Origin of the sequence: Sinomicrobium weinanense (genome assembly GCF_018863395.1) — a bacterium.
Lineage (GTDB): Bacteria > Bacteroidota > Bacteroidia > Flavobacteriales > Flavobacteriaceae > Sinomicrobium > Sinomicrobium weinanense.
The window spans coordinates 551,643-574,458 of the sequence record NZ_JAHKRR010000004.1; the positions used below are offsets into that span (position 1 = coordinate 551,643).

22 protein-coding genes are annotated in these 22,816 nt (G+C 46.0%); 8 read left to right on the top strand and 14 right to left on the bottom strand.

Going from position 1 to position 22,816, the window contains the following annotated elements:
- Positions 1 to 22: 22 nt before the first annotated feature.
- On the top strand, positions 23 to 2,074 hold the full coding sequence (locus KN811_RS14670; protein ID WP_187964783.1) for a sensor histidine kinase: 2,052 nt from the start codon (positions 23 to 25) through the stop codon (positions 2,072 to 2,074).
- A 48-nt stretch (positions 2,075 to 2,122) separates the two neighbouring features.
- Here the strand turns inward: KN811_RS14670 and KN811_RS14675 are convergent, their stop codons facing one another.
- The 3 genes from KN811_RS14675 to KN811_RS14685 form a co-directional block, all read right to left on the bottom strand.
- Positions 2,123 to 2,746 carry a response regulator gene (locus KN811_RS14675; protein WP_216334864.1) on the bottom strand — a complete coding sequence of 208 codons (624 nt, stop codon included), beginning with the start codon at positions 2,744 to 2,746 and terminating at the stop codon, positions 2,123 to 2,125.
- Between the two features lie 134 nt (positions 2,747 to 2,880).
- Positions 2,881 to 3,621, bottom strand: a complete 741-nt coding sequence (locus tag KN811_RS14680; protein ID WP_187966952.1) for a LytR/AlgR family response regulator transcription factor — start codon at positions 3,619 to 3,621, stop codon at positions 2,881 to 2,883.
- 3 nt (positions 3,622 to 3,624) lie between these two features.
- Complete coding sequence (locus tag KN811_RS14685) at positions 3,625 to 4,650, bottom strand: sensor histidine kinase (RefSeq protein WP_187966953.1); 1,026 nt, start codon at positions 4,648 to 4,650, stop codon at positions 3,625 to 3,627.
- 246 nt (positions 4,651 to 4,896) lie between these two features.
- On the opposite strand from KN811_RS14685, the gene KN811_RS14690 reads away from it, so the two are divergent.
- Both KN811_RS14690 and KN811_RS14695 read left to right on the top strand, forming a co-directional pair.
- On the top strand, positions 4,897 to 5,811 hold the full coding sequence (locus KN811_RS14690) for a DUF6268 family outer membrane beta-barrel protein (protein ID WP_216334865.1): 915 nt from the start codon (positions 4,897 to 4,899) through the stop codon (positions 5,809 to 5,811).
- A 79-nt stretch (positions 5,812 to 5,890) separates the two neighbouring features.
- Entirely contained in the window at positions 5,891 to 6,544 is a 654-nt protein-coding gene (locus KN811_RS14695; RefSeq protein ID WP_187966954.1) for a DUF2461 domain-containing protein, read from the top strand.
- 1 nt (position 6,545) lies between these two features.
- Here the strand turns inward: KN811_RS14695 and KN811_RS14700 are convergent, their stop codons facing one another.
- The 8 genes from KN811_RS14700 to KN811_RS14735 all read right to left on the bottom strand — a co-directional run bounded on the left by KN811_RS14700 (position 6,546) and on the right by KN811_RS14735 (position 12,305).
- Positions 6,546 to 7,190: a DinB family protein gene (locus tag KN811_RS14700; protein ID WP_187966955.1), complete on the bottom strand. Its 645-nt coding sequence runs from the start codon at positions 7,188 to 7,190 to the stop codon at positions 6,546 to 6,548.
- Between the two features lie 72 nt (positions 7,191 to 7,262).
- Entirely contained in the window at positions 7,263 to 7,682 is a 420-nt protein-coding gene (locus KN811_RS14705; protein WP_187966956.1) for a DoxX family protein, read from the bottom strand.
- 84 nt (positions 7,683 to 7,766) lie between these two features.
- Entirely contained in the window at positions 7,767 to 8,570 is an 804-nt protein-coding gene (locus KN811_RS14710; RefSeq protein WP_187966957.1) for an SDR family NAD(P)-dependent oxidoreductase, read from the bottom strand.
- A gap of 72 nt (positions 8,571 to 8,642) precedes the next feature.
- Positions 8,643 to 9,146, bottom strand: coding sequence for a DinB family protein (locus tag KN811_RS14715; RefSeq protein ID WP_187966958.1), 504 nt, complete (start codon positions 9,144 to 9,146; stop codon positions 8,643 to 8,645).
- A gap of 99 nt (positions 9,147 to 9,245) precedes the next feature.
- Entirely contained in the window at positions 9,246 to 10,682 is a 1,437-nt protein-coding gene (locus KN811_RS14720) for an MATE family efflux transporter (protein ID WP_187966959.1), read from the bottom strand.
- Between the two features lie 45 nt (positions 10,683 to 10,727).
- Positions 10,728 to 11,162: an SRPBCC family protein gene (locus KN811_RS14725; RefSeq protein ID WP_187966960.1), complete on the bottom strand. Its 435-nt coding sequence runs from the start codon at positions 11,160 to 11,162 to the stop codon at positions 10,728 to 10,730.
- A gap of 115 nt (positions 11,163 to 11,277) precedes the next feature.
- Positions 11,278 to 11,733 (bottom strand): VOC family protein, encoded by a 456-nt coding sequence (locus KN811_RS14730; RefSeq protein ID WP_187966961.1) that lies wholly within the window; start codon positions 11,731 to 11,733, stop codon positions 11,278 to 11,280.
- A gap of 23 nt (positions 11,734 to 11,756) precedes the next feature.
- Positions 11,757 to 12,305, bottom strand: a complete 549-nt coding sequence (locus tag KN811_RS14735) for a DinB family protein (RefSeq protein ID WP_187966962.1) — start codon at positions 12,303 to 12,305, stop codon at positions 11,757 to 11,759.
- A 239-nt stretch (positions 12,306 to 12,544) separates the two neighbouring features.
- Between KN811_RS14735 and KN811_RS14740 the strand changes: the two genes are divergently transcribed.
- Positions 12,545 to 13,513: a GlxA family transcriptional regulator gene (locus KN811_RS14740; protein ID WP_187966963.1), complete on the top strand. Its 969-nt coding sequence runs from the start codon at positions 12,545 to 12,547 to the stop codon at positions 13,511 to 13,513.
- Positions 13,514 to 13,585: 72 nt separating this feature from the next.
- Here the strand turns inward: KN811_RS14740 and KN811_RS14745 are convergent, their stop codons facing one another.
- A complete protein-coding gene (locus tag KN811_RS14745; RefSeq protein ID WP_187966964.1) occupies positions 13,586 to 14,218 on the bottom strand; it encodes a 7-carboxy-7-deazaguanine synthase QueE in 633 nt (210 codons plus the stop codon).
- Between the two features lie 82 nt (positions 14,219 to 14,300).
- On the opposite strand from KN811_RS14745, the gene KN811_RS14750 reads away from it, so the two are divergent.
- Both KN811_RS14750 and KN811_RS14755 read left to right on the top strand, forming a co-directional pair.
- The gene (locus tag KN811_RS14750) at positions 14,301 to 15,818 is read left to right on the top strand and encodes a helicase HerA-like domain-containing protein (RefSeq protein ID WP_187966965.1); all 1,518 of its coding nucleotides are present in this window, start codon (positions 14,301 to 14,303) and stop codon (positions 15,816 to 15,818) included.
- A gap of 63 nt (positions 15,819 to 15,881) precedes the next feature.
- On the top strand, positions 15,882 to 16,331 hold the full coding sequence (locus tag KN811_RS14755; protein WP_187966966.1) for a hypothetical protein: 450 nt from the start codon (positions 15,882 to 15,884) through the stop codon (positions 16,329 to 16,331).
- Between the two features lie 49 nt (positions 16,332 to 16,380).
- Here the strand turns inward: KN811_RS14755 and KN811_RS14760 are convergent, their stop codons facing one another.
- Positions 16,381 to 17,109 carry a LytR/AlgR family response regulator transcription factor gene (locus KN811_RS14760; protein WP_187966967.1) on the bottom strand — a complete coding sequence of 243 codons (729 nt, stop codon included), beginning with the start codon at positions 17,107 to 17,109 and terminating at the stop codon, positions 16,381 to 16,383.
- A gap of 97 nt (positions 17,110 to 17,206) precedes the next feature.
- Complete coding sequence (locus tag KN811_RS14765; protein WP_187966968.1) at positions 17,207 to 18,295, bottom strand: sensor histidine kinase; 1,089 nt, start codon at positions 18,293 to 18,295, stop codon at positions 17,207 to 17,209.
- Between the two features lie 318 nt (positions 18,296 to 18,613).
- Between KN811_RS14765 and KN811_RS14770 the strand changes: the two genes are divergently transcribed.
- Both KN811_RS14770 and KN811_RS14775 read left to right on the top strand, forming a co-directional pair.
- On the top strand, positions 18,614 to 20,893 hold the full coding sequence (locus tag KN811_RS14770) for a GH92 family glycosyl hydrolase (RefSeq protein ID WP_187966969.1): 2,280 nt from the start codon (positions 18,614 to 18,616) through the stop codon (positions 20,891 to 20,893).
- Positions 20,894 to 20,897: 4 nt separating this feature from the next.
- A complete protein-coding gene (locus KN811_RS14775) occupies positions 20,898 to 22,775 on the top strand; it encodes a sodium:solute symporter family protein (protein WP_187966970.1) in 1,878 nt (625 codons plus the stop codon).
- Positions 22,776 to 22,816 lie beyond the last annotated feature (41 nt).

A 22,816-nucleotide genomic window follows, 5' to 3' on the forward strand; every position in this document is an offset into this window, starting at 1 on the left:
GAACAGAAGTTAATATATCACAATGATCGGTAACCCCCTTTATTTTCCGTTCCACAGGAAACTTTTGATCTATGTGCTCTCGGTAGGACTTTGTTTCGTTGCAGGTCTTTTCCCGGCAAGAGCACATATTGTAGAAGATTCGCTGAGGCTGGTACTCGCCCGCAAGGACCTTCCGGTACAGGAGCAGGTGATGGCTATGGGCAAGCTGGCCCGTATTATCTATTACAGGAAAGACCAGAAGGAAGCCTATACGATCCTCGGAAAGGCGATACAACTATCGGAAAAACTGGAAGACGGGGAGTACAAAGCCTACCTGTATGCGATCCTCGCCGGGCAATATGCGGATGACCAGGAGTTCCTGAGATCAAAGAACAGCCTGGACAGTGCCCTGTATTACAGCAGTCGCACCCGGAACAATACGATCCGTGGATATGTACAGTATACCCGGGGAAGGATAAACCTTCGGGATAATAAGTTCCGGGAGGCCATAGCCGGTTTTCTGGAAGGGCTCCGCCTGACGGAAAAAGAAAAAGCCTACGCTTATAAAAGCAGTATATATGCGGGAATGGCCGATATATACAGCCAATGGGCCGATACACACAACGAGGAAAAATATGCCGGGTTGTGCTGGTCGGAAGCGGTGAAGAGCAATGATCCCGACATACAGACTGCCGCGGCCCACAGCAAGGCAAACAGCTTTATAAACCGGTATAAAAAAGACACTTCCAGGCAGATTATGCTGGATTCGGCCCTTTACTATTACAAATACTCCATATCCGTTTTAAAGAAGAACAGGGACCGGGTCGTACACCTTACCCGGCTGCCCGTTGCTGCATATAACCTTGCTAAGGTACATTTAAAAGAGATGCCTGTGTCCCGGAAGGACACGGTTTTGAATTACCTGGACACCGCCATAGAGGAAGGGATCAAAACCGGGGCAAACCGTGTTTTGGCAAGGAGCTATTTAATGCTTGCCGAATATGCTATCGCGGAAGAAGACTACGGCAGGGCAGACCTCCTTATCGGGAATGCGATTATGGCCATTCACCAGGAACCGGCCGAAGACCACGGAATAAAGGCCCTGATATCCTGGTATTATTCATTGATCCGGGAAAAACAGGGCAATGTGAAAGAAGCCCTGCGCTATTACAAACAGTATATTGCCGAATATACCAGTCTTTTTGACCTGGAAAAAATGACGCTTGCCCAAAAACTGGAAGCACAATACGAAGCCAGCAGAAAAGAAAGGGAACTGGCCGTATTGCAGGAAAAGATCATATACGGCAAAAAACTGAACCAATTGTATATCGGGCTGGCTCTCGTAGGTTTTATTGCGGTTATTATCCTGGTTTATGCCAATAAACAAAGGACCAGGGCTATGAAACAGCAGAAGCAGTTACACAAAATGGAGGTCAGTAAGATAGAACAGAAAAGTCGTATTTCCCTGCTTTCGGCCATGCTCGAAGGACAGGAACAGGAACGCAGCCGCCTGGCGCGTGACTTACACGACGGCCTGGGAGGCCTGCTTTCTGGGATCAAAATAGAGATGTCCACCATAAAGACCGTCCTGATCAAAGCGGAGAGCCGCGAGCTTATGAACAAGACCATGGAACATCTGGACGATGCCGTAAACGAATTGCGCCGCATAGCCCATAGTATGATGCCTGAGATACTCATAAGATACGGATTGGGAGAAGCCATCCGCGAATATTGCCAGCGGCTCAGGACCTCCGGGGTGAATATAGAGTGTCAGGTATTCCATTACACCAACGATATGGACCATTCCCGGCAGATGGTCCTTTACCGCATTATGCAGGAACTGGCAAACAATGCCATGAAGCACGCCCGGGCTTCCCTTATTTATGTACAGTTACAGCAGGTGGAAGATAAAATATTCCTCACCGTTGAAGACGACGGCATCGGTTTTGACAAAGGTGAGATAAAAGCAAAACAAAGTGCGGGCTGGACCAATATCAGGGCCAGGGTGGAGTTCCTGGGCGGCAACCTGGATGTGCTTTCCGAAAAGGGCTCCGGTACAACGGTTACCGTGGAATGTTCCATGGCTCACGAATAGTTCTTTGGTGTTCCGGAAACAGAATAAGATTTCTTCGGGAGAGACAGATCAAAGCAGTTTAAACTCCGTGGCATATTTTATAATGGCCGTCATGTTGTTCACGTCGAACTTCTCCATCAGGTTTTTGCGATGGGTTTCCACGGTATGCGGGCTGATAAAGAGTTTTTCCGCTATTTGCGAAGAAGTAAGGCCTTCGGTAACCAGTTGCAGGATCTCCTTTTCCCGGCGGGTTATCTTAGGGATGGTATCCAGGCCGTTATTGTCCTGGTTGTGATATATTTCTTTGGATTGTTTGCACATATAAATGTGGCCTTCAAGGACCTGGTGAATGGCCTCGATGATCTCGTCCCCGATGGAATTTTTAAGGACATACCCGTTGACACCGTTTTGCAGAACGCTTCCTATCACCGCTTTTTCGTTGTGTACGCTCAATACGATGATCTTCAGGTCGGGATAGATATCCCGGATCTGTTTGCTCAATTCAATACCGCTGATATCCGGCAGGTTGATGTCCAGCAGTAACAGGTCCGGTACTTCCCGCGAAAGCGCATCCATCGTATCCTTGCTGTTTTGAAAAATCCCTGTCAGGGCGATCTCGTCTCTCGCAGATAGCAGGTTTTTGATCCCTTCCAGTACAATCGGGTGATCGTCAGTGATATAAACTCGTATCAATTGTTCAGTATTTAAAGTAAAAAGATAAACTTACGGTTAAGTGCCAGGTGTTGAGTGTATACAAAAGTAGGGTGTAGAATGCTTTCCTGCAATCCCCGGTTTCAGGTATTTTTTCCGGATAACGGGCCGGGATATCATTTACTCATCAGATTCTTGTACACCACAGTATTTAAAAACTCATCTTTTCGCTGCCTGGAAACAGGAAGTGCCTTATGATTAATGTAAACGCGATTTCCTTTTATCAAATCAATGTGTGAAAGGTGTACCAGGTATGATTTGTGTATTCTGAAAAAAGAATCTTTGGGAAGTATGTTCTCAAGGAAAGTCATGGTTTGATGTATGACCAGGACTTTATCCCTGAAGTGCAATTTCAGGTAATTTTGCATGCTTTCCACATACAGTATATCGAGCCATGCGATCTTCATAAAAGAATCTCCCTGGCGTACGTACATCGGGGAACCGGGGTCTTCACCGTTATTCCGTAAATTAAAGATCTCCCTGGCCCTTAATGAAGCCTGGAAAAAACGCTTGAACGTAATGGGTTTCAACAGGTAGTCCACCACCTGCAGTCTAAAACCTTCCAGGGCATATTCCGAATGGGCCGTGGTTAAAATGGTCAGGGGAGGAGTATCCATGGATTCCAGGAATTCCAGCCCCGAGAGGTTAGGCATTTGAATGTCGAGGAACATAAGGTCTATGACGTTATTTTTGGTGTGTTCGGCCGCTTCGATAGCAGAAGAACAGACCCCGGCGACCTCCAGGAAGTCCAGTTTGTCAATATAGGAAATGATCCCGTCCCTGGCTATGGGCTCATCGTCCGTTACCAGGCATTTTAAAACGGTGTTGTCAGCGGGGTTTACGGCTTGTTCTTCCATGATCTATAATGTAATGTTTAATTGAATGGTATAGGCCAGGTCTGTTTCCCTGATATGTAGTTTGTGATTTCCAGGATAGAGGATATCCAGGCGTTCCTTTATGTTTTTCAAACCCAGCCCCGAGGCGGAAGCATTTTTCTTTTGTAGCTGTTGTGTCGATTTTGAATTTTCTACTTCCAGGTAAAACGAATTCCGTTTTTGTTCCGCAAGCACATTGATATATCCTTTTTCCGACAGGGAGCGGGAAACGTGTTTAAATGCATTTTCTATAAAAGTGATGAACAACAAAGGCTGTATTTCTTTTTCCCCGTCTTTGATCTCCCAGGTACAATGCACCTTTAACGCATCTCCCCACCTCATTTTTTCCACCTCAATGACATCCCGGAGAAATTGTACTTCCTGGTTTAAGGATACCGATTTCTTTTTGCCGTTATAAAGCTGGTAACGGAGTATATCCGAATATTTGATCAGCAGGGTAGAAGCCAGCTCCACATCTTTTTGCATCAGAATGTGAATGTGGTTCAACACATTGAACATAAAATGCGGATTGATCTGTTCCTGGAGAATTTGTAACTGGCTCCTTAAATGTGTCTCCTGCAGCTTGGTGTATTCGTAATAAAACCGCAATCCGCAAAAACCGAGGTTAACGATGAGAGGAGTTGGTAATTCACCTATAAATTCTAATAGCAGGGAATCTCTATATATCCATTGTGAGGAGGTGAAAAAACCTTTTTCTTCCAATAGCATAAACCCCTGGAAAGTCAGTGCATTTATAAATGAAAGAAGTATGGACAGCCCTATGAACCAACCGAGAAAAACATTCATTTTTTTATGGTACATCGCCTTTTGTAACGGGCGGTTGCTCAAAAAATAGGAGATCAGGATAGTCGGTATAAAAATACATGCGATCAATAAAAGGGCCGGCAGAGGCGGGAAATGATCCTTGAACTGTACCCAGACCAGGAAAACAATGATCGCCCAGATGAGGATAATGACCCGGTTATAACTTTTAAAAAAATAATCTTTCATCTATACAAAAATTCATAAGCCATTGACCTGGCTTTGGTTATGTCGATTGATATTGGCCATTCTTTTTTAAATGCCCATTATGGGCTTTCATATTGCAAAATTAACAGATAATACTATTGGTCTGTTACTGTTTGTCAAAGCCGTATTGCCATTCGTCAATTGTATTTTACTAAATAGGCATGACAGCTAATATTTGCGGTGTCAAATCCATACGGGATGAGATTTTAACCATTAAAAGCAATACTAATGATAACAGTGATAAGACTTTTTTATATTCTTCTGTTAACCCTGTTGTTCGGGGCCAGGTTAAATGCCCAGGTAGAACTGAGAACAGAATATATAGGATCTTCCGGTTTCAGGGATGAGGACAACAAAAAAACAGGAGGCAAAGGAGATGCAAAAATATTTTCGGTAAATGCCAGAATCCCCTTTTCGGTAAAGATGAATGAAAACAACCGGCCTACGGTATGGGGTATGAGCATAGGAGGAAGTTATACTTCCTTTAATAACGAAAATATGGACAGGGCTCTTGGCCCGGATGAAATAATGAATGCGCAGATAGGCCTGTTCCATATGAGGCCCATTAGCGAAAGATGGTCTATCCTGGCCATGCTGGGTGCCGGGGTTTATACCAGTCATACTGAGGTGTCGGATGTGGGATTAAATAATGTCCTCGGCAATGGCGGTGTGATATTTATATGGCATTTAAAGGATAATCTGGATTTAGGGTTGGGCCCTGTTATCAATACCTTGCTTGGATATCCCATGGTCTTTCCCGGAATTTACTTTAATTGGGAATTAAACGGGCGTTATGAACTCAAAGCCTCCGCTATGAACGGGCTTGCCGTTTCAGCAGGGGTGCAGCTACGCGAAAAATTCATGTTAAAACTAATAGCAGAACTCAACGGGGCACTTGCATTAGAAAAAATTAACGGTAAAAAGATGATGTTTACACATTCATACTTTGTGGCAGGCCTTCAACCCGAGTTTATGATTAACAAATCATTTTCTATCTCGGCTACTGCAGGTATTTCGGCCGGCCGCAATGCGTATTACCAGGAAAGAAACTTAAAATCCGTTTTTAAAAGCGATGATGAGAAAAGGGATCCTCGTTTTACCGCTGCTCCCTATTTTTCCTTGGGCCTGAAGTACGGATTCTGATACCTTCTGTTTTTTTATTATCTTCCGGGACAAAATGCGGCTATGGGTCCATAGCTGTTTAAACCTTAAATTTTGTACCATGGATTTTACCCGATTGTTCCGGTTTCTCCGGGACCTGAATACTAATAATCATAAAGAATGGATGGATGCCCACCGGAAAGAATATCATACGGTTCGGGATTCTTATAAAAAATGGCTGGAAACGCTGGATGCGGAATTGTCTGCCACAGACCCCGATTATGAGCACACCCCGGCCGGAAAGGCACTGAACAGGATCAATAACAACCTCCTGTATCATCCCAACAAGCCCGTATATAAAGACAATTTTGGTGCGGTGCTGGACAAATCCCCGGTTAAAAGTGAGTTTTATATACACCTCGGTATTTCCGAAAGTTTTATTGCCGGTGGTTTCTACCGACCGGAGAAGAATATCCTGGCGAGTATCCGGGACGCTATTGATTATGACGGGGAAGAACTCCGGAAAATACTGGGAAAGCCGTCTTTTAAAAAACTGTTTGGCGGAGGATTGTATGACGACCGCCTCAAAGGCAATCCCAAAGGATATACCAAAGACCATCCCCAGATAGAGCTGCTGCGCTACAAAAGCTATGTGGTGGTCCATGAACTTTCAGAAAAAGAGATCACTTCTCCCGGGTTTATGGAAGAAGTGATCTCGGTATACAGGAAATTACTTCCATTCCGCAATTACCTCAGTAAGGCGATCACGGTATAATCTATTCAGAAGGGAAACCGGCGTCGGCTTTTACTTCCTCGATCTGGAGTGTGTGCCTGGCGGTGTGCGATGCTATAAACAGTGCAAACTGGTAACCATCGATAGCACCGAAAGGCGAATCGGTAACATGGTTGCGCATGTCTTCGACTTTGGCATTTTTAATATATTTCAGTATCCCGGCACGCTGTTTCTCAAAGGCCTTGATAGCCTCTTTGACATCGGTATATTTACCGGAAGGTTGTATTTCTTCCGGGGCTTTTGCCTTATTGCTACGGTCGGTCATCCCTTTGATCAGGTCCTCTCCGGAGATCTTTATCTCTTCTTTTCGCTCCGGATTGGCGGGCTCCTGCATCAGTTTTTCCACCATGCCGAAAATGTATTCTTCGGTGAGGATGATGTGTTCCAGGCACTGGGCCACCGACCATTTTTCCGGTGATGCCTTGTATTGCAGCTGTTCGCTGCTCAGTCCTTTTACATTTTTCAACAGGTTTTTGTTGGTCTCTTTAAAATAGTCGAGCAGGGCCTGTTTGTCATTTTTGAAGGTTATCTCAACAGGATTTTCCCGATTATCGACGCGGATGGTGTCATTGGGACTGAAAGCGGTCAGTATAACAAAGGCCGCGATAAGAATGCTTACTTTTTTCATGGTTCCTGATTTTAGTTTGATGTGAATTGAATAGACACCGGGTGTTTGCCCGGAAATTGGTGTGTAAATCTGTTATTCTACTGTATTGTCATTCCTGTCCGTGTCCTTTTTCCGGAAAGGGATAAGGGTGCGCAGGCGTTCATCGCAAAAATATAATGCGAGCCATACCAGTATTCCGAAGATGACGGCAAACCAGACAGGTTCGCCTACCCGGAAATGTGTAGTCGTGGCGCCACCCAGGTAGCCCGTAAGTAAAATGGCTCCCAGTATCGAAGTTCTTGGAACGATATAAAAGATGGTACAGATAAGTAAAATAATACCCATAGGCACTACGGCACTTTCCGGATAGCCGAGGGCTATTGAACCTTCTACGGCCGGAGTAGCTTTAACGATCTTCATAATGGCATCCAGGAGCAGGAAGAGGATAAGTAATATACTGATGATCCTTCCGGTCCAGAACATTTTTTTTGAGGTTTTTTTAGATGTTTCCATATTTGTTTTGGATTTATGGTTTGTTTTTGAAAATGTGGTGTTGTTAATTTTAATATAAAGATACTTATAATTTTCACTATTTGCCTAGAATGCAATATTGGTGGGCTTATAGTTTAGGGCTGTGGTGGTGCCGACGGTCAGGTCGATGGTAACTCCTGTGATCTTCCCTGCTTTTTCGGAAGCCAGGAACACAGCAGTATTGCATATGTCTTCCATTACGGGGAGTTGTTTTAACATAGTGTCGTCTTTCAGTTTGTTCAGCATACCTTCCATCGCTTCGGGATTTTTTTCCGCAGCTTCCCTGAAAGGCCTGGAATCGGGTGAGCCGGCAGACCTGATATTGACCACGCGAACATTGTGAGGGCCTAATTCACAGGCGAGGTTTCTCGAAAAACATTCTATAAAAGCACAGGCAGGACCAAAACCACCTACATTAGGATATCCGATCCCCCCGGAGGTTGCGGTCAGTGAAAGGATAATCCCCGATTTTTGTGTTGTCATTCTTTGGCTCGCAGCAATTGCGGTTAAAAAATGGGCTTTTGTAGCAATGTTTACCGGGCGCTCAAAATCGGTAAGGGACATATTTATCAGGGGAATGTTTTGCGTATCCTGTAAGTTGATGGCATTGAACGAAATGTCAACAGTCCCCGCAGTACGTATCATATCATCCAAATGACGGTTAACGGCATCCTCGTTCATTGCGTCTACTTCTGCCGCCTCCGCATTTTCCCCCGCCCGGTTGATCTCATCTGCTATTTTCCGGGCAGTTTCCAGTTTGTGATTGGTAACAAATACTCTGGCCCCGGCATTGGCAAATGCTTTTGAAACGGCACCTCCCAAAGAAGGTCCGGCACCGTAGATCACTGCATTTTTATTTTGAAGGTTCATGAGTTTTTAATATTTAGAAGTTGTTGAAAAACAGTTTGTATAGCTTTTTCTCTAAAGTGGAGATCCTCAGGTTTATGTCCACTTCATCGCTTCATATCCAAGAAGGCGGCGATACAGCCCAATCTGGCCGATACAATACGATTCACGGTCTATGATAAAGCCAATGAGATCAAACAAGGTATAATCTCCTCCGGGTATTCCAAAAGGATCCTCGGCATTTAGTTGCTCCTCTCCCAGTTGAGTGAGAACATTCCGCAATGCAGGGCTGATCTGCTCCCAGTCACTTTTAAATTCAGCCAGCGACGGGTAGGTTATGCCATCCTGTATTCCCTTGTGATCCTGAAATAGTTCATTTGAGGTCTGTTTCTGTGTAATGCCTATTGCATTGGCTAATGCGAATCTTTCCTGAACGAGGCTGCCGGCGATCCAGGCCATATGGTTTGCCTTAGTGCCTAAGCGGTTATTGGCATCTTTATCCGAAATTCCTTCGATGGCGTTCGGGTATGACTTTGTATGATTATCATATAGCCAGATAAAGGCTTCCATTAAGGTGGTTTTTGTTGTTTTTGTTTCCATTTTTTTATGCTTTACTGATGAAGTGAGATTTATACTCCAGGCCTGTAGTGTAGGTGAGACAGGATAGTATCATTTCATGGACATTTATCCCGATATCTCCTATACCTGTACGGTTTTCCATTTTCCCTTTTTAAACAACCACAGTGTAAACAGCCCTACGGCAGTTTCGGAAACAAACACGCTCCAGAACACGCCGGAATGTTCCCAGCCCAGGGTAATGGCCAATAAATAGGACAATGGTATCTGGATGAGCCAGAAAAAAATGAGATTGATCTTGGTGGGGGTCTTCGTATCGCCTGCACCGTTAAAAGCCTGGACAGATACCATCCACCAGCCGTATACGAAATAGGAATAGGAGAGGATGCGAAGCCATTCGCCCCCGATGGCAATGACCCTGGTGTTGTCTGTGAACAGGCTCATCAATGGTTGATTAAAGAAAAAGTAAACCACGGATACCCCGATCAGGAAGATCATATTGTAAAAACCTATTTTCCATACGGCAGATTCCGCGCGTTCCGGATTTCCCGCACCCAGGTTCTGACCTACCAGTGTTGCAGCCGCGTTGGAGAGCCCCCACGCCGGCATAAGGGTAAACATCATAATGCGCAGTGCAATGGTAGACCCTGCCACGGCCTCGCTGCCTACATCTGCAAGGATACGCATGAGAAAGATCCAGGAGGTCATGGCTACGATCATTTGCCCTATCCCTCCCAGAGAAGTACGGAGTATGTTCCGTATCATTGCGGTGTTCCAGTATAGCTGGGAGAGTTTGGCGCGAATGTGTTTTCCACCTTTAAAAAGAAGCCACAATTGGGTGAGTACCCCGATCCCCCGTCCGATGTTTGTGGCTATTGCGGCTCCTTCTATCCCCATGGAGGGTATGGGCCCCCACCCAAAGATCAGCATGGGGTCCAGGATCATATTAATCCCGTTGGATATCCAGAGGATACGCATGGCAATGGCCGCATCGCCTGCACCACGGAAAATAGCATTAATCACAAACAACAGCATAATCACGGCATTGCCGCCCAGCATCCATTGCGTATACCTGTATCCGTGTTCCAGGCTCCACGGATCACCGCCCATAAGTGTGAGCAGTTCCTTTGAAAAGAAGATCCCGCCGACCGCAAAGGGAAGGGAAGCCAGCAGCCCGATAAAGATAGACTGTATGGCAGACACCCCTGCATCTTCCTTTTTCTTTTCCCCGATCCTCCTGGCAATAATGGCGGTAACGGCCATAGATAGTCCCATGGCTATGGAGTAGAGGAGGAACAGATAGGTTTCCGTAAGGCCTACGGTGGCCACTGCGGAAGGGCCAAGTTTGCCTACAAAGTATATATCTACCACTGCAAAAGTGGATTCCATGACCAGTTCGAGTATCATGGGTACGGCCAGTAGAAAGATGGCCTTTTTCAGGCTTACTTTCGTATAGTCGGCTTCCGTACCTATGATGGCGCCTTTGAGTTTCTGCCAGATGGAAGTCCTGGAAGCAGGTTCTTCCGGAGGAATGTTTTTGTGGTTTTCTACGGGGTCCATTGCTTTTTGGTTGGAATTTTCAGGAGGTACGATATCTGTATGAATTTACCCTTCGGCCAGTTCCTTTACCTTTTGAAGGGCTTTGGGCCAAATATTTTCGAACATGCTTTTATACTGTTCGTCGATGTCCATGTCTACGGTCAGTTCGGTTTTTCCCTTTACGGTTTTCAGCGTGTAGTTCTCTTCCCCGCTCCATTCTTTGGCCTGTTTGCTTTCCGTGTCCTCCACACCGTTCTTAAGTATGCCGATATGCCGGAAGGACATGAATTCTCCGGGGATGTTCTTTGCTATTACGGAGACCATGCCTTCGCCGGAGTTCCCGTCAATAAAAAGTACTTTGCTGCCTTCTTCCCACTGGTCGGTCTGTACCTGAGAGCTCTCACTGAAAGGAGCGGTCCATACCGGGTAGGTGGCTTCGTCCCAAAGTACGTCCCAGACCTTTTCCCGGGGCGCATCAATGGCGATCTGAAATTTTTCCATGATTTTAGTTTAGTAAGTTAACAATTAATTTTGGTAATCGGTAATCAGTGGTCGGGGTGTCAAATTATACCATACCGCTATACCGACCACTGATTACCGAATACCGACCACCTGTTTACATCTGCTCCGGTGCTTTACTCCCGGTATAATTGAGCTGCCAGTGTACCCCGAATTTATCGGTACAGGAGCCGAATTTTTCTGCCCAGAATGTTTCTGCCGGGGGCATTAGGGGCTGGCCTCCTTCGGATAATTTACCGAAAAGGGTTTCGGTTTCTTCAATACTATCGGTCTCCAGGGTGAGAAGGACATTGTTACCCATTACCGTTTTATGGCCGTTACACAGGGATTCCACAATGTCCGTTCCCATGAGTATTTGTTTGCCCAGCGGAAGGGAAACGTGCCCTACGAGATTTTTCTCTGCTTCAGAAAGAGGTGGCATATCTTCAGATGGCGGAAAGTCTTTATAGCGCATGATCCCGCCCATAAATTCACCGCCGAAGACGGATTTGTAAAAATTAAAGGCCGCTTCGGTGGTGCCTTCAAAATTCAGATAGATGTTTACTGTTTTCATGATTAAAATTTTTATGGGTTACTTTATTTGTTTTCACTGCTGTAAATCCCGGTTTCATTGTAGTGCATCGCGGGTTTGCCCAGGCCACGCCTGAGAATACCGATCTGGCCGATATGATAGGCCTGGTGATGGTTAAAGAAAGCCCACAAGCCGGCAACGGAATTGTTAAAGAGACCTTTTAGGGGAGAGTTTTCTATAACGTTGTTTAAAGGGGCCGGAGGCAGGTTGTCTAACATATCCGGACTTAGTTGGCTCAATCCGTTCCGGATCTCATGGTGTATGTCATTCCATTCTTTTTTAATATCTTCTATATCCGGGTACGGAAAATTATCTTTGGCTTTGGTCTTGCCTGGTCCGGCAAATAGATCGTCCCATTTTACTTCGACAGGCACTCCGCTCAGAAAGGCCAGGCCATATTGCGCATTGAGCAGGTGCCCCGCCAGGTACTTGATGTGGTTCATCTGAGTGTTACCGTTGATCCTCTTATTGGTTTCCTCGTCAGTCAGGTCCTCCAGCACATTATTATATAACCTGTGATGGAGGTCGAACTGTGCTAACAATTGCATTTTCATGATGATAGGCTTTAGTGTTTGTACAAATCTCGGAAAGAAAGCGGGAAATCATAAAGTGCATAATTGCCATATTGAGGGGGGATTTGTGACAAAAAAAGTGTATTTTTGATTAAAGTCGCTAATTCACAGATGTTTATGGCAGAACTGCTGTATAAGGAAGATAGTTATGTTGTGATAGGTGCATTCAGGTTTTATCTAAAAAATATTAGTGCATTAGTGATAACCATAAAAAAAACACAATGAAAAAAATATCTCTCCTCGTTTATGAAGATGCCGTATTGTCTGCCCTCTCAGGGGCGGTCGATATTTTTATCGGTACGAACAGGTTTATGGAAGCCTCGGGAAACCCCGGGCCTTTTAAACTGGAGCTGGTCAGTGAAAAGGCAAAGAATATACAGTTGTTCGCCCCGGCCCGTTTTATCTGCCACAGGACACTGGCCGAGGTCAAACAGACTGATCTCATCGTCGTACCTGCATTTAACGGTGATGCAGGGGCCGTACTGGAAAAGAACAGGGGCCTTGTAAACTGGATAAGTACCATGAGGGAAAAAGGGGCAGAAGTAGCCAGCCTTTGTTTCGGCAGTTATTTTCTGGCTGAAGCAGGCCTCTTGTCAGGAAAACCCTGTACCTCGCACTGGCTGGCCATTCCGGACATGCGGCAACGCTACCAGGACATTGACCTGATGCCCGATATGGTTATTACAGACCAGGAAGGTGTTTATACGAGCGGGGGAGCCTTTTCTTCGCTGAACCTGATATTGTACCTGGTGGAGAAATTTTGCGGAAGGGAAACAGGCGTACAGGTAAGTAAAATGTTCTCCATAGACATGGACCGGGTGAACCAGGCCCACTTCAGCGTGTTCCAGGGACAACATCAGCACGACGATAAGGAAGTACTGGGAGCACAAAAATATATAGAAAAGAACTACTACACCCCGATATCGATTGAAGAGATTGCCGAAAGGGCAAACATGAGCAAGAGAAATTTTATCCGGAGATTCAAGAATGCTACACAGAACACACCCCTGGAATACCTGCAACGGGTAAAGATAGAAGCGGCAAAAAAGGCACTGGAAAAAAGTGCCGAAAGCATTAATTCAGTGATATATGATGTAGGGTATAACGACCTGAAAACCTTCCGTAAAGTCTTTAAAAGGGTTACCGGGCTGACACCGCAGGATTATCGCAGGAAGTATAGTAGGGGGTGAGGGCTCTCAACTCCGTTCGGGGACCGGATGCTGAAACCAGAAAATTGAATGCTGAATATCGGATTCTGGTAACTAGGGGATATTCAGGTATTTATGCGTTTGCAGCGAAACCTTCCACTTCGGGTTTTTCATGACAAAGTCTACGATTTCCGGCACCATCTTATCGCGCCGGCTCCATTCGGGTTGAAGGTAAAGGATACAGTCTTTATTGACTTTTTCTGCCTGCTCCTCGGCAAATTTAAAATCGTGCTGATTGTATACAATAACTTTTAACTCGTCTGCCCTTTCATAAATATCCCCTGTGGGAAGTTTTATTTTTTTGGGCGACAGGCATATCCAGTCCCAGGTCCCGGTAAGAGGGTAAGCTCCGGAAGTTTCAATATGTATTTTCAGCCCTTTGGCCTTTAACCGCGAAGTAAGCGGTTCCATATTCCATGTCAGGGGTTCTCCGCCGGTCACTACAATGGTATCGGAATATTTTGCAGCATTTTCCACTATGCTGTCCACGGCTGTTGGCGGGTGTGTTTCCGCATTCCAGCTTTCCTTTACGTCACACCAGTGACATCCCACGTCACAACCGCCTACCCTTATGAAATAAGCAGCAGTACCCTTGTGATAGCCTTCACCCTGTATGGTGTAGAATTCTTCCATGAGGGGAAGCATTTCCCCTTTGTTCACCAATCCTGTAACATCTTCTTTTATCATGGGGCAAAGATACGATGTAGCAGCGCAATGCATTGTGCCCTTTCAAAAAAAATGCTTTATTTTTATTCAAAATTTAAATCGCATGAGCACGGAAGAGACTTTTTTCGATCATATTAAGGAAGGATATACCACTAAGGGCGATGCCATAATCATAGGGTCGGCTATGCTGGACGGAAGTCCCGTGAAAGAGGCCTATGTAAAGCTGCCCCTGAAAACCTTTAATCGCCACGGCCTTATAGCCGGGGCCACGGGAACAGGAAAGACAAAGACATTGCAGATCTTGTCCGAGCACTTGTCGCAACAGGGTATCCCGGTACTGCAAATGGACATCAAGGGCGATCTGAGCGGTATTGCCAAACCGGGAGAAGAAGCCGACTTTATTAAAGACCGGCATGCAAAAATAGGATTGCCCTATGAAGCAAAGGGCTCCCCGGTTGAATTGCTTACACTTTCCGAACAGGACGGCGTTCGCTTAAGGGCCACAGTTTCAGAGTTCGGACCGGTGCTTTTGTCGAAGATGCTCGATCTGAACGATGTGCAGTCCGGTGTCTTGTCGGTGGTATTCAAATATTGCGATGATAATGGGCTGCCATTACTGGATATTAAAGACCTCAGGAAAACATTGCAGTATATCACCGGAGAAGGGAAGGAAGAAATAGAAAAGGAATACGGAAGGATATCCACGGCTTCCACAGGGGCCATCCTTCGCAAGCTGGTGGAACTGGAACAGCAGGGGGCCGAACTCTTTTTCGGGGAGCGCTCTTTCGAGATCGATGACCTGATGCGGGTGGATGAGAATGGCAGAGGGTATATAAACATCGTCCGCCTTACCGATATACAAGATAAGCCTAAACTTTTCTCTACCTTCATGCTCAGCCTTTTGGCCGAGATCTATAACACCATGCCCGAACAGGGAGATTCCGGACGACCGGAACTGGTTGTTTTTATCGATGAGGCACATTTGATATTTGACGAAGCGAGCGATGCATTGCTGGATCAAATAGAAAGTATCGTAAAACTGATACGGTCCAAAGGAGTAGGACTGTATTTCTGTACCCAACTACCTACCGATGTGCCCGACGCGGTGTTATCGCAATTGGGACTGAAGATACAGCACGCCCTCAGGGCTTTTACGGCCAAGGACAGAAAAGCCATAAAACTTACTGCCGAAAATTATCCCATAAGCGAGTATTACGATACCGCCGAGGTGCTGACCTCTCTCGGAACGGGAGAAGCCCTGATCACCGCACTGAATGAAAAGGGGCGTCCTACCCCCCTGGCAGCAACCATGCTCCGCGCGCCCATGAGCCGTATGGATGTTCTTACGGATACCGAGATTGGGGAGATCATAGATAATTCCAAACTCGTCAAAAAATACAACGAGATTGTAGACAGGGAAAGTGCTTATGAGATACTGAATAAAAAAATAGAGCAGGCCGAGACCGAAGAAGCGCAGCAAAAAGCAAAGCAAGAACACGAAAAAGTGAAGAAAACAAGCTCCCGGCGAACAAGCACAAGAATGAACCCCATAGTAAAAGTGCTGACCAGCGCTACATTTATCCGCGGGGTTTTCGGGGTTTTGAACAAGTTGACCAAATAATCGTATTTTTCGTTTGGCATGGTAGTTGTTTCTCATTTGTTACGAATTAAAAATTTTGAACAGATGAAAACGAAAGGGATTATATTATTCGGAATAGCCGTGATGTCATTTGCGGGCTTAATGGCGCAACCATACGGAAAAGAATACCGTAAAAATGCCAAAGAGTATCATAGGGAAATGCAGAAGGCCGACGCAGAATATTATCGCGAAAGGGCCAAGGCCGAGGCGGAGTATGCCCGTGAAATGCGAAAAGACAGGGAAGAATATTATCATGAAAGGGCAAAACGGCAAAGAAAAGCCTATGAAAAACAGCTGAAGCACGAAAGGAAGATGCATAAACGATATGCCAAACATGCTGGAAAAGGAAGAGGCTATCCGGTTTATTACGATTACGATTATGACGATGACTATTATGAAGAATCACCATACAGATACAGAAGGAGGGCAGGTGTTGCCATAGATGGTGAGGTCGTCTTTAGGAACGGAAGTATCAGGCTGGGGTATTACGATTAAATAAAGCCCTTGTAAAAAATTAGAAAGCCGGGAAAATCCCCGGCTTTTTTTATAGGTCATCATCTTCCAACGGTTTGTTCAGTATTTTACTCCTTACCTCGTTAAAATAGCTTCGCCCTATGGTATACCTGTATCCGCCTATTTCAATGCTATTGCCTTCCAGGGCCTCTATTTTATTGAGCGAAACAGTATAGGAACGGTGTATACGGATAAACTTGTCTGCCGGGAGCTCATCCGTAAAACTACCCAGGGTCTGGTGTACGATATATTTACCGGAATACGTATTGATCTTTATATAATCTTTCAGGCTTTCGATCACCGTGATCTCGTCCAGGAATACTTTTTTCATCTTCTTCTTGTCGACCTTTACAAAGATGAATTTTCTTTCCCCAATATCGGAGAGGTCACTTTTTTGCTGAATGGCCTGCATACGGAAGGCTTTGTTCACCGCCATAACAAAACGGTGAAAAGGAATGGGCTTTACCAGGTAGTCCAGCACTTCGAGCTCATAGCTCTCCACGGCATGTTCTTCATAGGCCGTAGTAATGACAACAAAAGGTTTTACATTAATGCTCTTCAGAAAATTAAGGCCATCCAGCACAGGCATGTTTATATCCAGGAATATAAGGTCCACCTCGTTATTGCGCATAAACTCTATACTGTCCAGGGCATTGCTGAACGTGCTCAGCAGTTCCAGTCCCTTTGTCTGGGCGATATAGTTCTTCAATACATTGATGGCCAGGGGCTCATCGTCGATTACAATACATCGTATAGCCATTTTTACCTTGTTTTTCCGGGGTGTCCGGTGATCGGTATTCAGTAATCGGTGATCAGTAAATAGTGATCAAAACCGAATACCGATCATCGAATACTATTTAACTCACTTTGATCCTCAGTTCCACGATATACCTGTTGTCCTTTTCGTAAATGTCAAGGTCGTATTCGTTCTCTTTATATCCCAACGCCAGTCTTTTCTTTACATTTTTTATGCCAATCCCTCCCGCTGGTTTTTCGGAATGGTTCCTGAACTCTTCCTTTGGCAGGGTATTCGCCACTTTAAAGTACAGGAAATCGCCCTCCACATTAAAATCGATGTCGATCTTTACCTCATCGATATTTTTGTTGGCCCCGTGCTTAAAACAGTTTTCGATAAAGGACAGCAATAGCATCGGTGGGATTTTCTTCCCTTCGATGTCGCCCGAAATATTCATGTTTATATTCAGGGAATCCCCGTAGCGCATACGTTCCAGGTCGAGGTAGTTCTGAAGGCACAATATTTCTTTGGACAGGCTTTGTTTGCGTTGCTTTGTTTCATACAGCAGGTACCGCATGAGTTCAGAGAGCTTCAGGACGGTTTCCGGGGTCTTTTTCGACTGTTCCATAGAAAGGGAATAGATGTTGTTCAGCGTGTTGAAAAAGAAGTGGGGAGAGACCTGTGTTCGCAGAAACCGCAATTCGGTTTCGAGCTGCACCTTTTCCAGGTCGGTGGCTCTCTTGTGCTCGCGAAGCCAGTTGGCCGTGATCTTTATGGCAGTGACAAACGATACGACATAGAGTTCCCCCAGCATCATCTGCACCACGTAGTTCAACGACAGGGTAGTGGTCTCTTCCGGGCCTTCCGGCCATACGTTGGTACTGATCAGGAAATAGGTGAGGTAAAATTTCAGCAGGACCATCAGGTAAATGGCCAGGAGGATCCCCGCCGTATACAACACGAATTTCTTCCGGTATATGAGCTTTGGCATCAGGAAGTAGATATTGAAATAACACAGGGTCATATGTATGGGAAACCCTATGATATTCGTTTTCAAAGAATACCAGTAATCGTGATAATAACTCCCCCATCGCAGGGTATTGAAGAGAAAATATACCAACCAGAAAATAATGTGGTGCTTTGTCGAGATCCGGTAATTGGTGGAGGAATTAAAATTGAGAAACCTGCCTATTTGTTTTTGTTGTATCATTTGTTGTTTCTTGGCCCCGTTTGAGACGCACAGAAGTGCATCTCTACTTCGTATTTCAACCGCAATGCATTGCGCTTCTACTTCATACTTTGTACCTTGTACTTCGTACTTTTTTTTGACGTTTGGCTTTTAAAAAATGTTGTTGGTCTAAATTTATTCTATAAGTTATCAAAAATATAAATATTTGGTAACATCCCCGCGGATTTGATTTACACCAGATTCATATAAAGATCGCTTGATAGAAGAAGTATCGGGTTAATGGTAAGTAGGCTCAAGGGATGCAATTAACGAATAAAGACGGACTTGACAAACTGTTGTATGAAAAAAAAATGTACTTCTTACGCGTTGCTGGGCATGCTATGTGTCCTGGCCTCTTGCGGCGGGGGGGAGAAAAAGGAAAATAAACCGCAAAAGAAAGAACCTCAGGCGCTTACCCGGTATGCAGATCCCTTTATCGGAACAGGAGACCACGGGCATACCTATCCCGGGGCTACGGTGCCTTTTGGCATGATCCAACTGAGCCCGGACAACGGGACCAACGGATGGGACTGGTGTTCCGGCTATCACTATACAGATTCCATCGCCGTAGGGTTCAGCCACCTGCACCTGAGCGGTACGGGTATCGGTGACCTGGCCGACCTGCTCTTTATGCCGGTCAACAAAGAGGTGGACCTTTCTGTCCCTGTTGAGTCGAGGGACGACTATCCTTACAAATCGAAATATTCTCACACAAACGAAACAGCAACCCCAGGGTACTACCAGGTGTACCTGGAAGATCACGACATCAATGCCGAACTGACCGCTTCCCGGCGGACCGGGTTTCACCGCTATACCTATAAGGAAAACGATCCGCAGGCCGTAGTGATCGACCTGGGTTTTGCCATCAACTGGGACAAGCCTACCGATACAAAGATCACCGTGGAGGATGAAACGACCATAAGCGGGTACAGGCACAGTACCGGGTGGGCCAAAAACCAGAAGGTGTTTTATGTGGCAAAATTCTCCAAGCCGATACAGTCCAAAAACCTTTATGCCGATGCCAGGATACAGGAGGGCATAGAAGAAGTGTCCGGTACCAGGACCTCGGCACAGCTGTTCTTTGACGAAAAAAACAGCGATACATTAGAGGTGAAGCTCAGCTTGTCTTCGGTAAGTGTGGATAACGCCCGGGAAAACATGAAAGAACGCGAAGGGTTTAACTTTGATAAGGTGCAGGAAGATGCCGCCGGAATATGGAATGGCGCCCTCGGTAAAATACAGGTCGAAACCCCGGTAGATTCGCTGAAAACTATTTTTTACACCGCTCTTTACCACACCCGGCTGGCCCCGGTGACCTTCAGCGATGCCAACGGACAGTTCCGCCTGCAAAACGACAGCATCGTTACTGCGGCAAATTATACCGCTCACTCCACCATGTCGCTCTGGGATACCTTCCGGGCCGAACAACCCCTGATGACGCTGCTCGATCCGGAACGCGTATCGGATATTATCAACTCCATGCTGGTGTATTACGAAGAGAACAAAACCCTTCCGGTGTGGACGCTCTATGGCAATGAAACCTACACCATGACCGGAAACCATGCGATCCCGGTGATCACCGAAGCGATTTTAAAAGGTATAAAAGGCTTTGATGTTAACAAGGCCTACGACGCCATGAAAGCCACCATGATGAAGGACGACGAAAGCCGCGGGGTAAAATTCTACAAGGAACACGGCTATGTCCCCTATAACCTGCTCGATGAATCCGTGACCATTACCCTGGAATTTGCTTATGATGACTGGTGTATTGCCCAGGTGGCCAAAACCCTGGGGAAAGAGGACGATTACGACTATTTTTCAGATCGTTCCGGAGCTTTCAAACATCTGTACGATCCGAAAACCGGCTTTATGCGGGGTAAATCTGATAAAGGACAATGGCACGAACCTTTTGACCCGAAACTTTCCATTCACCGAAAAGGAACAGACTATACCGAGGGCAATGCCTGGCAGCACAGCTGGTTTGTGCTTCACGATGTTGACGGGCTCATAGCACTGCACGGTGGGGAAACTCCCTTTACTGCGATGTTGGAACAACTGTTCACGGAAAGCTCCGAAATCAAAGGAGGAGATGCTTCCCCGGATATTTCAGGATTGATAGGGCAATATGCACATGGCAATGAACCGAGTCATCATATAGCCTATATGTTCAATTATGCCGGACAGCCCTGGCGTACCCAATACTGGGTCAGGGAGATTATGAAAACGCAATACGATACCACTCCTGCCGGATTGAGCGGCAACGAAGATTGCGGACAGATGTCGGCCTGGTACGTCTTCAGTGCCATGGGGATCTACCCGTATAATCCTTCGTCAGGGACTTACCAGATCGGGAGTCCGCTGTTTGAAAAGTCAGTGATAAAAATAGCCGATGGTGTAGCATTTACCATAAAGGCAGAAAACGTATCGGATAAAAATATATACATACAGTCCGCCACGCTCAACGGGGCGGCGCTCAACCGTACCTATATCACTCATGAAGAAATGACAAACGGGGGCGAACTGAAATTTGTCATGGGGCCGGAACCGAACAAGAACTGGGGTGTTGACGCTGAAAAGTAAATAAATGGATAGTATTGATGTTCTTATAATTGCCCTGTATATCATCCTGACCCTTTCCATCGGGGTATGGGTGTCCAAAAAGGCTTCCAAAGGCCTGGACGGTTATTTTCTCGGAGGCAATAGTATTAAGTGGTATTACCTCGGGTTGAGCAACGGCTCCGGAATGTTTGACGTTTCCGGAACGGCCTGGATGGTGGGGATACTGTTCCTCTATGGTATAAAGAGCTTTATGTTTATGTGGATGTGGCCCATCTGGAACCAGATTTTTGTCATGGTTTTCCTGGCCGCATGGATTCGCAGGTCCAATATCATGACCGGTTCTGAATGGATACTCACCCGCTTCGGCGACGACAGGGCAGGAAGGGCCTCACACCTTATTGTTGCCGTCTTTGCCGTAGTGGCAGCCGTGGGGTTTATTGCCTACTTTTTTGAAGGGGTCGGCAAGTTTATGACCATCATACTACCGTGGGACCTGTCCTGGACGGTGGGGCAAACGCTCCTGTTTACCTCTGCACAGGGATATGCCCTTATCATTATTTTCCTGACCACTATATATACGATAAAAGGCGGAATGTATTCCGTAGTGGCGACAGAAGTATTGCAATACCTCATTATGGTCCTCGCCGGGCTCCTGGTTGCGATATATGCCTTTATTACCGTTAGTGATGCCGAGATTACTGCGCTGATCCCTGCCGAATGGAAGAATATTTTCTTCGGAAACGAGTTGCAGGGGTTCTGGGACGGGAAACTGGCCACCTTTAACGAGCTGATAGACACCCAGGGCTACAAAATGTTCGGGGCCTTTATCGGGATGACCCTGCTCAAAGGCTTCTTTGCCAGTGTGGCGGGGCCCACACCCAGTTATGATATGCAGCGTATCCTGTCTACCCGGACGGTAAAGGATGCGGCCTATATGAGCGGTTTTACCAACCTGGTGCTCTTTATTCCGCGCTACCTGCTTATTGCCGGGATCGTGGTTATAGGATTGGTATATGTGGCTCCTGCTATGGCGGAGTCCGGTTCGGTTACATCCAACGATCTGGAGATGATACTCCCGAAGGTCATCAATCACCATGTCCCTGTAGGGATTAAGGGATTGCTGCTTGCCGGGCTTCTGGCGGCTTTTATGTCCACTTTTTCAGCTTTTGTCAATTCAGGCCCTGCCTATATCGTAAATGATATCTATAAAAAATATTTTAAGCCCGAAGCATCGAACAAACACTATATCAGGGCCAGTCATCTCGCTTCCTTTTTTGTGGTGACACTGGGTGTGATCATGGGCTTTTTTGCCGATTCCATCAATTCCATTACCCTGTGGATCACCAGTGCCCTTTACGGTGGATATGTGGCGGCAAACTTTTTAAAATGGATATGGTGGCGCTTTAACGGCTGGGGCTATTTCTGGGGTATGCTGGCCGGGCTGATCATTGCCACCCTGCAGTTTTTACTCGATCAGAACAAGGGCAATTTTGAAGCCGGGTCGTTCCTGTACGAAGCGGCAAATATCCCCGCCATTTATCTGTTTCCCGTGATATTCCTGTTCTCGTTGCTCGGATGTTTTCTCGGCACCCTGCTGACCCCCGCAACCGACAGGGAAACCTTAAAGAACTTTTATAGCAACATACGCCCCTGGGGCTGGTGGAAACCCGTATACAAACAACTGAGAGAAGAAGGGGCCGAAGTAGAAAAGAATAAGGATTTCGGAATGGATATGCTCAACTGTGCCATAGGTATCGTATGGCAGTCCAGTATGATCCTCCTCCCCGTGTTCTTTATGGTACGGGATTATCCCAAAGCCCTGTTATGGTTCGCAATATTTGCCGTAACTTCGGCAATACTCAAGTTCACCTGGCTGGATAAAGTAAGAAAATACAAAGATTAAAAAACAAACAAAATATCAAATCTAACATCTAACATCTGATA

What these genes read in the sequence shown, in the direction of transcription:
- KN811_RS14670 (WP_187964783.1), top strand. Translation starts at nt 23, where the DNA reads ATGATCGGTAACCCCCTTTATTTTCCGTTCCACAGGAAACTTTTGATC.
- KN811_RS14680 (WP_187966952.1), bottom strand. Translation starts at nt 3,621, where the DNA reads ATGGAAGAACAAGCCGTAAACCCCGCTGACAACACCGTTTTAAAATGC.
- KN811_RS14685 (WP_187966953.1), bottom strand. Translation starts at nt 4,650, where the DNA reads ATGAAAGATTATTTTTTTAAAAGTTATAACCGGGTCATTATCCTCATC.
- KN811_RS14690 (WP_216334865.1), top strand. Translation starts at nt 4,897, where the DNA reads ATGATAACAGTGATAAGACTTTTTTATATTCTTCTGTTAACCCTGTTG.
- KN811_RS14695 (WP_187966954.1), top strand. Translation starts at nt 5,891, where the DNA reads ATGGATTTTACCCGATTGTTCCGGTTTCTCCGGGACCTGAATACTAAT.
- KN811_RS14700 (WP_187966955.1), bottom strand. Translation starts at nt 7,190, where the DNA reads ATGAAAAAAGTAAGCATTCTTATCGCGGCCTTTGTTATACTGACCGCT.
- KN811_RS14705 (WP_187966956.1), bottom strand. Translation starts at nt 7,682, where the DNA reads ATGGAAACATCTAAAAAAACCTCAAAAAAAATGTTCTGGACCGGAAGG.
- KN811_RS14710 (WP_187966957.1), bottom strand. Translation starts at nt 8,570, where the DNA reads ATGAACCTTCAAAATAAAAATGCAGTGATCTACGGTGCCGGACCTTCT.
- KN811_RS14715 (WP_187966958.1), bottom strand. Translation starts at nt 9,146, where the DNA reads ATGGAAACAAAAACAACAAAAACCACCTTAATGGAAGCCTTTATCTGG.
- KN811_RS14720 (WP_187966959.1), bottom strand. Translation starts at nt 10,682, where the DNA reads ATGGACCCCGTAGAAAACCACAAAAACATTCCTCCGGAAGAACCTGCT.
- KN811_RS14725 (WP_187966960.1), bottom strand. Translation starts at nt 11,162, where the DNA reads ATGGAAAAATTTCAGATCGCCATTGATGCGCCCCGGGAAAAGGTCTGG.
- KN811_RS14730 (WP_187966961.1), bottom strand. Translation starts at nt 11,733, where the DNA reads ATGAAAACAGTAAACATCTATCTGAATTTTGAAGGCACCACCGAAGCG.
- KN811_RS14735 (WP_187966962.1), bottom strand. Translation starts at nt 12,305, where the DNA reads ATGAAAATGCAATTGTTAGCACAGTTCGACCTCCATCACAGGTTATAT.
- KN811_RS14740 (WP_187966963.1), top strand. Translation starts at nt 12,545, where the DNA reads ATGAAAAAAATATCTCTCCTCGTTTATGAAGATGCCGTATTGTCTGCC.
- KN811_RS14745 (WP_187966964.1), bottom strand. Translation starts at nt 14,218, where the DNA reads ATGATAAAAGAAGATGTTACAGGATTGGTGAACAAAGGGGAAATGCTT.
- KN811_RS14750 (WP_187966965.1), top strand. Translation starts at nt 14,301, where the DNA reads ATGAGCACGGAAGAGACTTTTTTCGATCATATTAAGGAAGGATATACC.
- KN811_RS14755 (WP_187966966.1), top strand. Translation starts at nt 15,882, where the DNA reads ATGAAAACGAAAGGGATTATATTATTCGGAATAGCCGTGATGTCATTT.
- KN811_RS14760 (WP_187966967.1), bottom strand. Translation starts at nt 17,109, where the DNA reads ATGGCTATACGATGTATTGTAATCGACGATGAGCCCCTGGCCATCAAT.
- KN811_RS14765 (WP_187966968.1), bottom strand. Translation starts at nt 18,295, where the DNA reads ATGATACAACAAAAACAAATAGGCAGGTTTCTCAATTTTAATTCCTCC.
- KN811_RS14770 (WP_187966969.1), top strand. Translation starts at nt 18,614, where the DNA reads ATGAAAAAAAAATGTACTTCTTACGCGTTGCTGGGCATGCTATGTGTC.
- KN811_RS14775 (WP_187966970.1), top strand. Translation starts at nt 20,898, where the DNA reads ATGGATAGTATTGATGTTCTTATAATTGCCCTGTATATCATCCTGACC.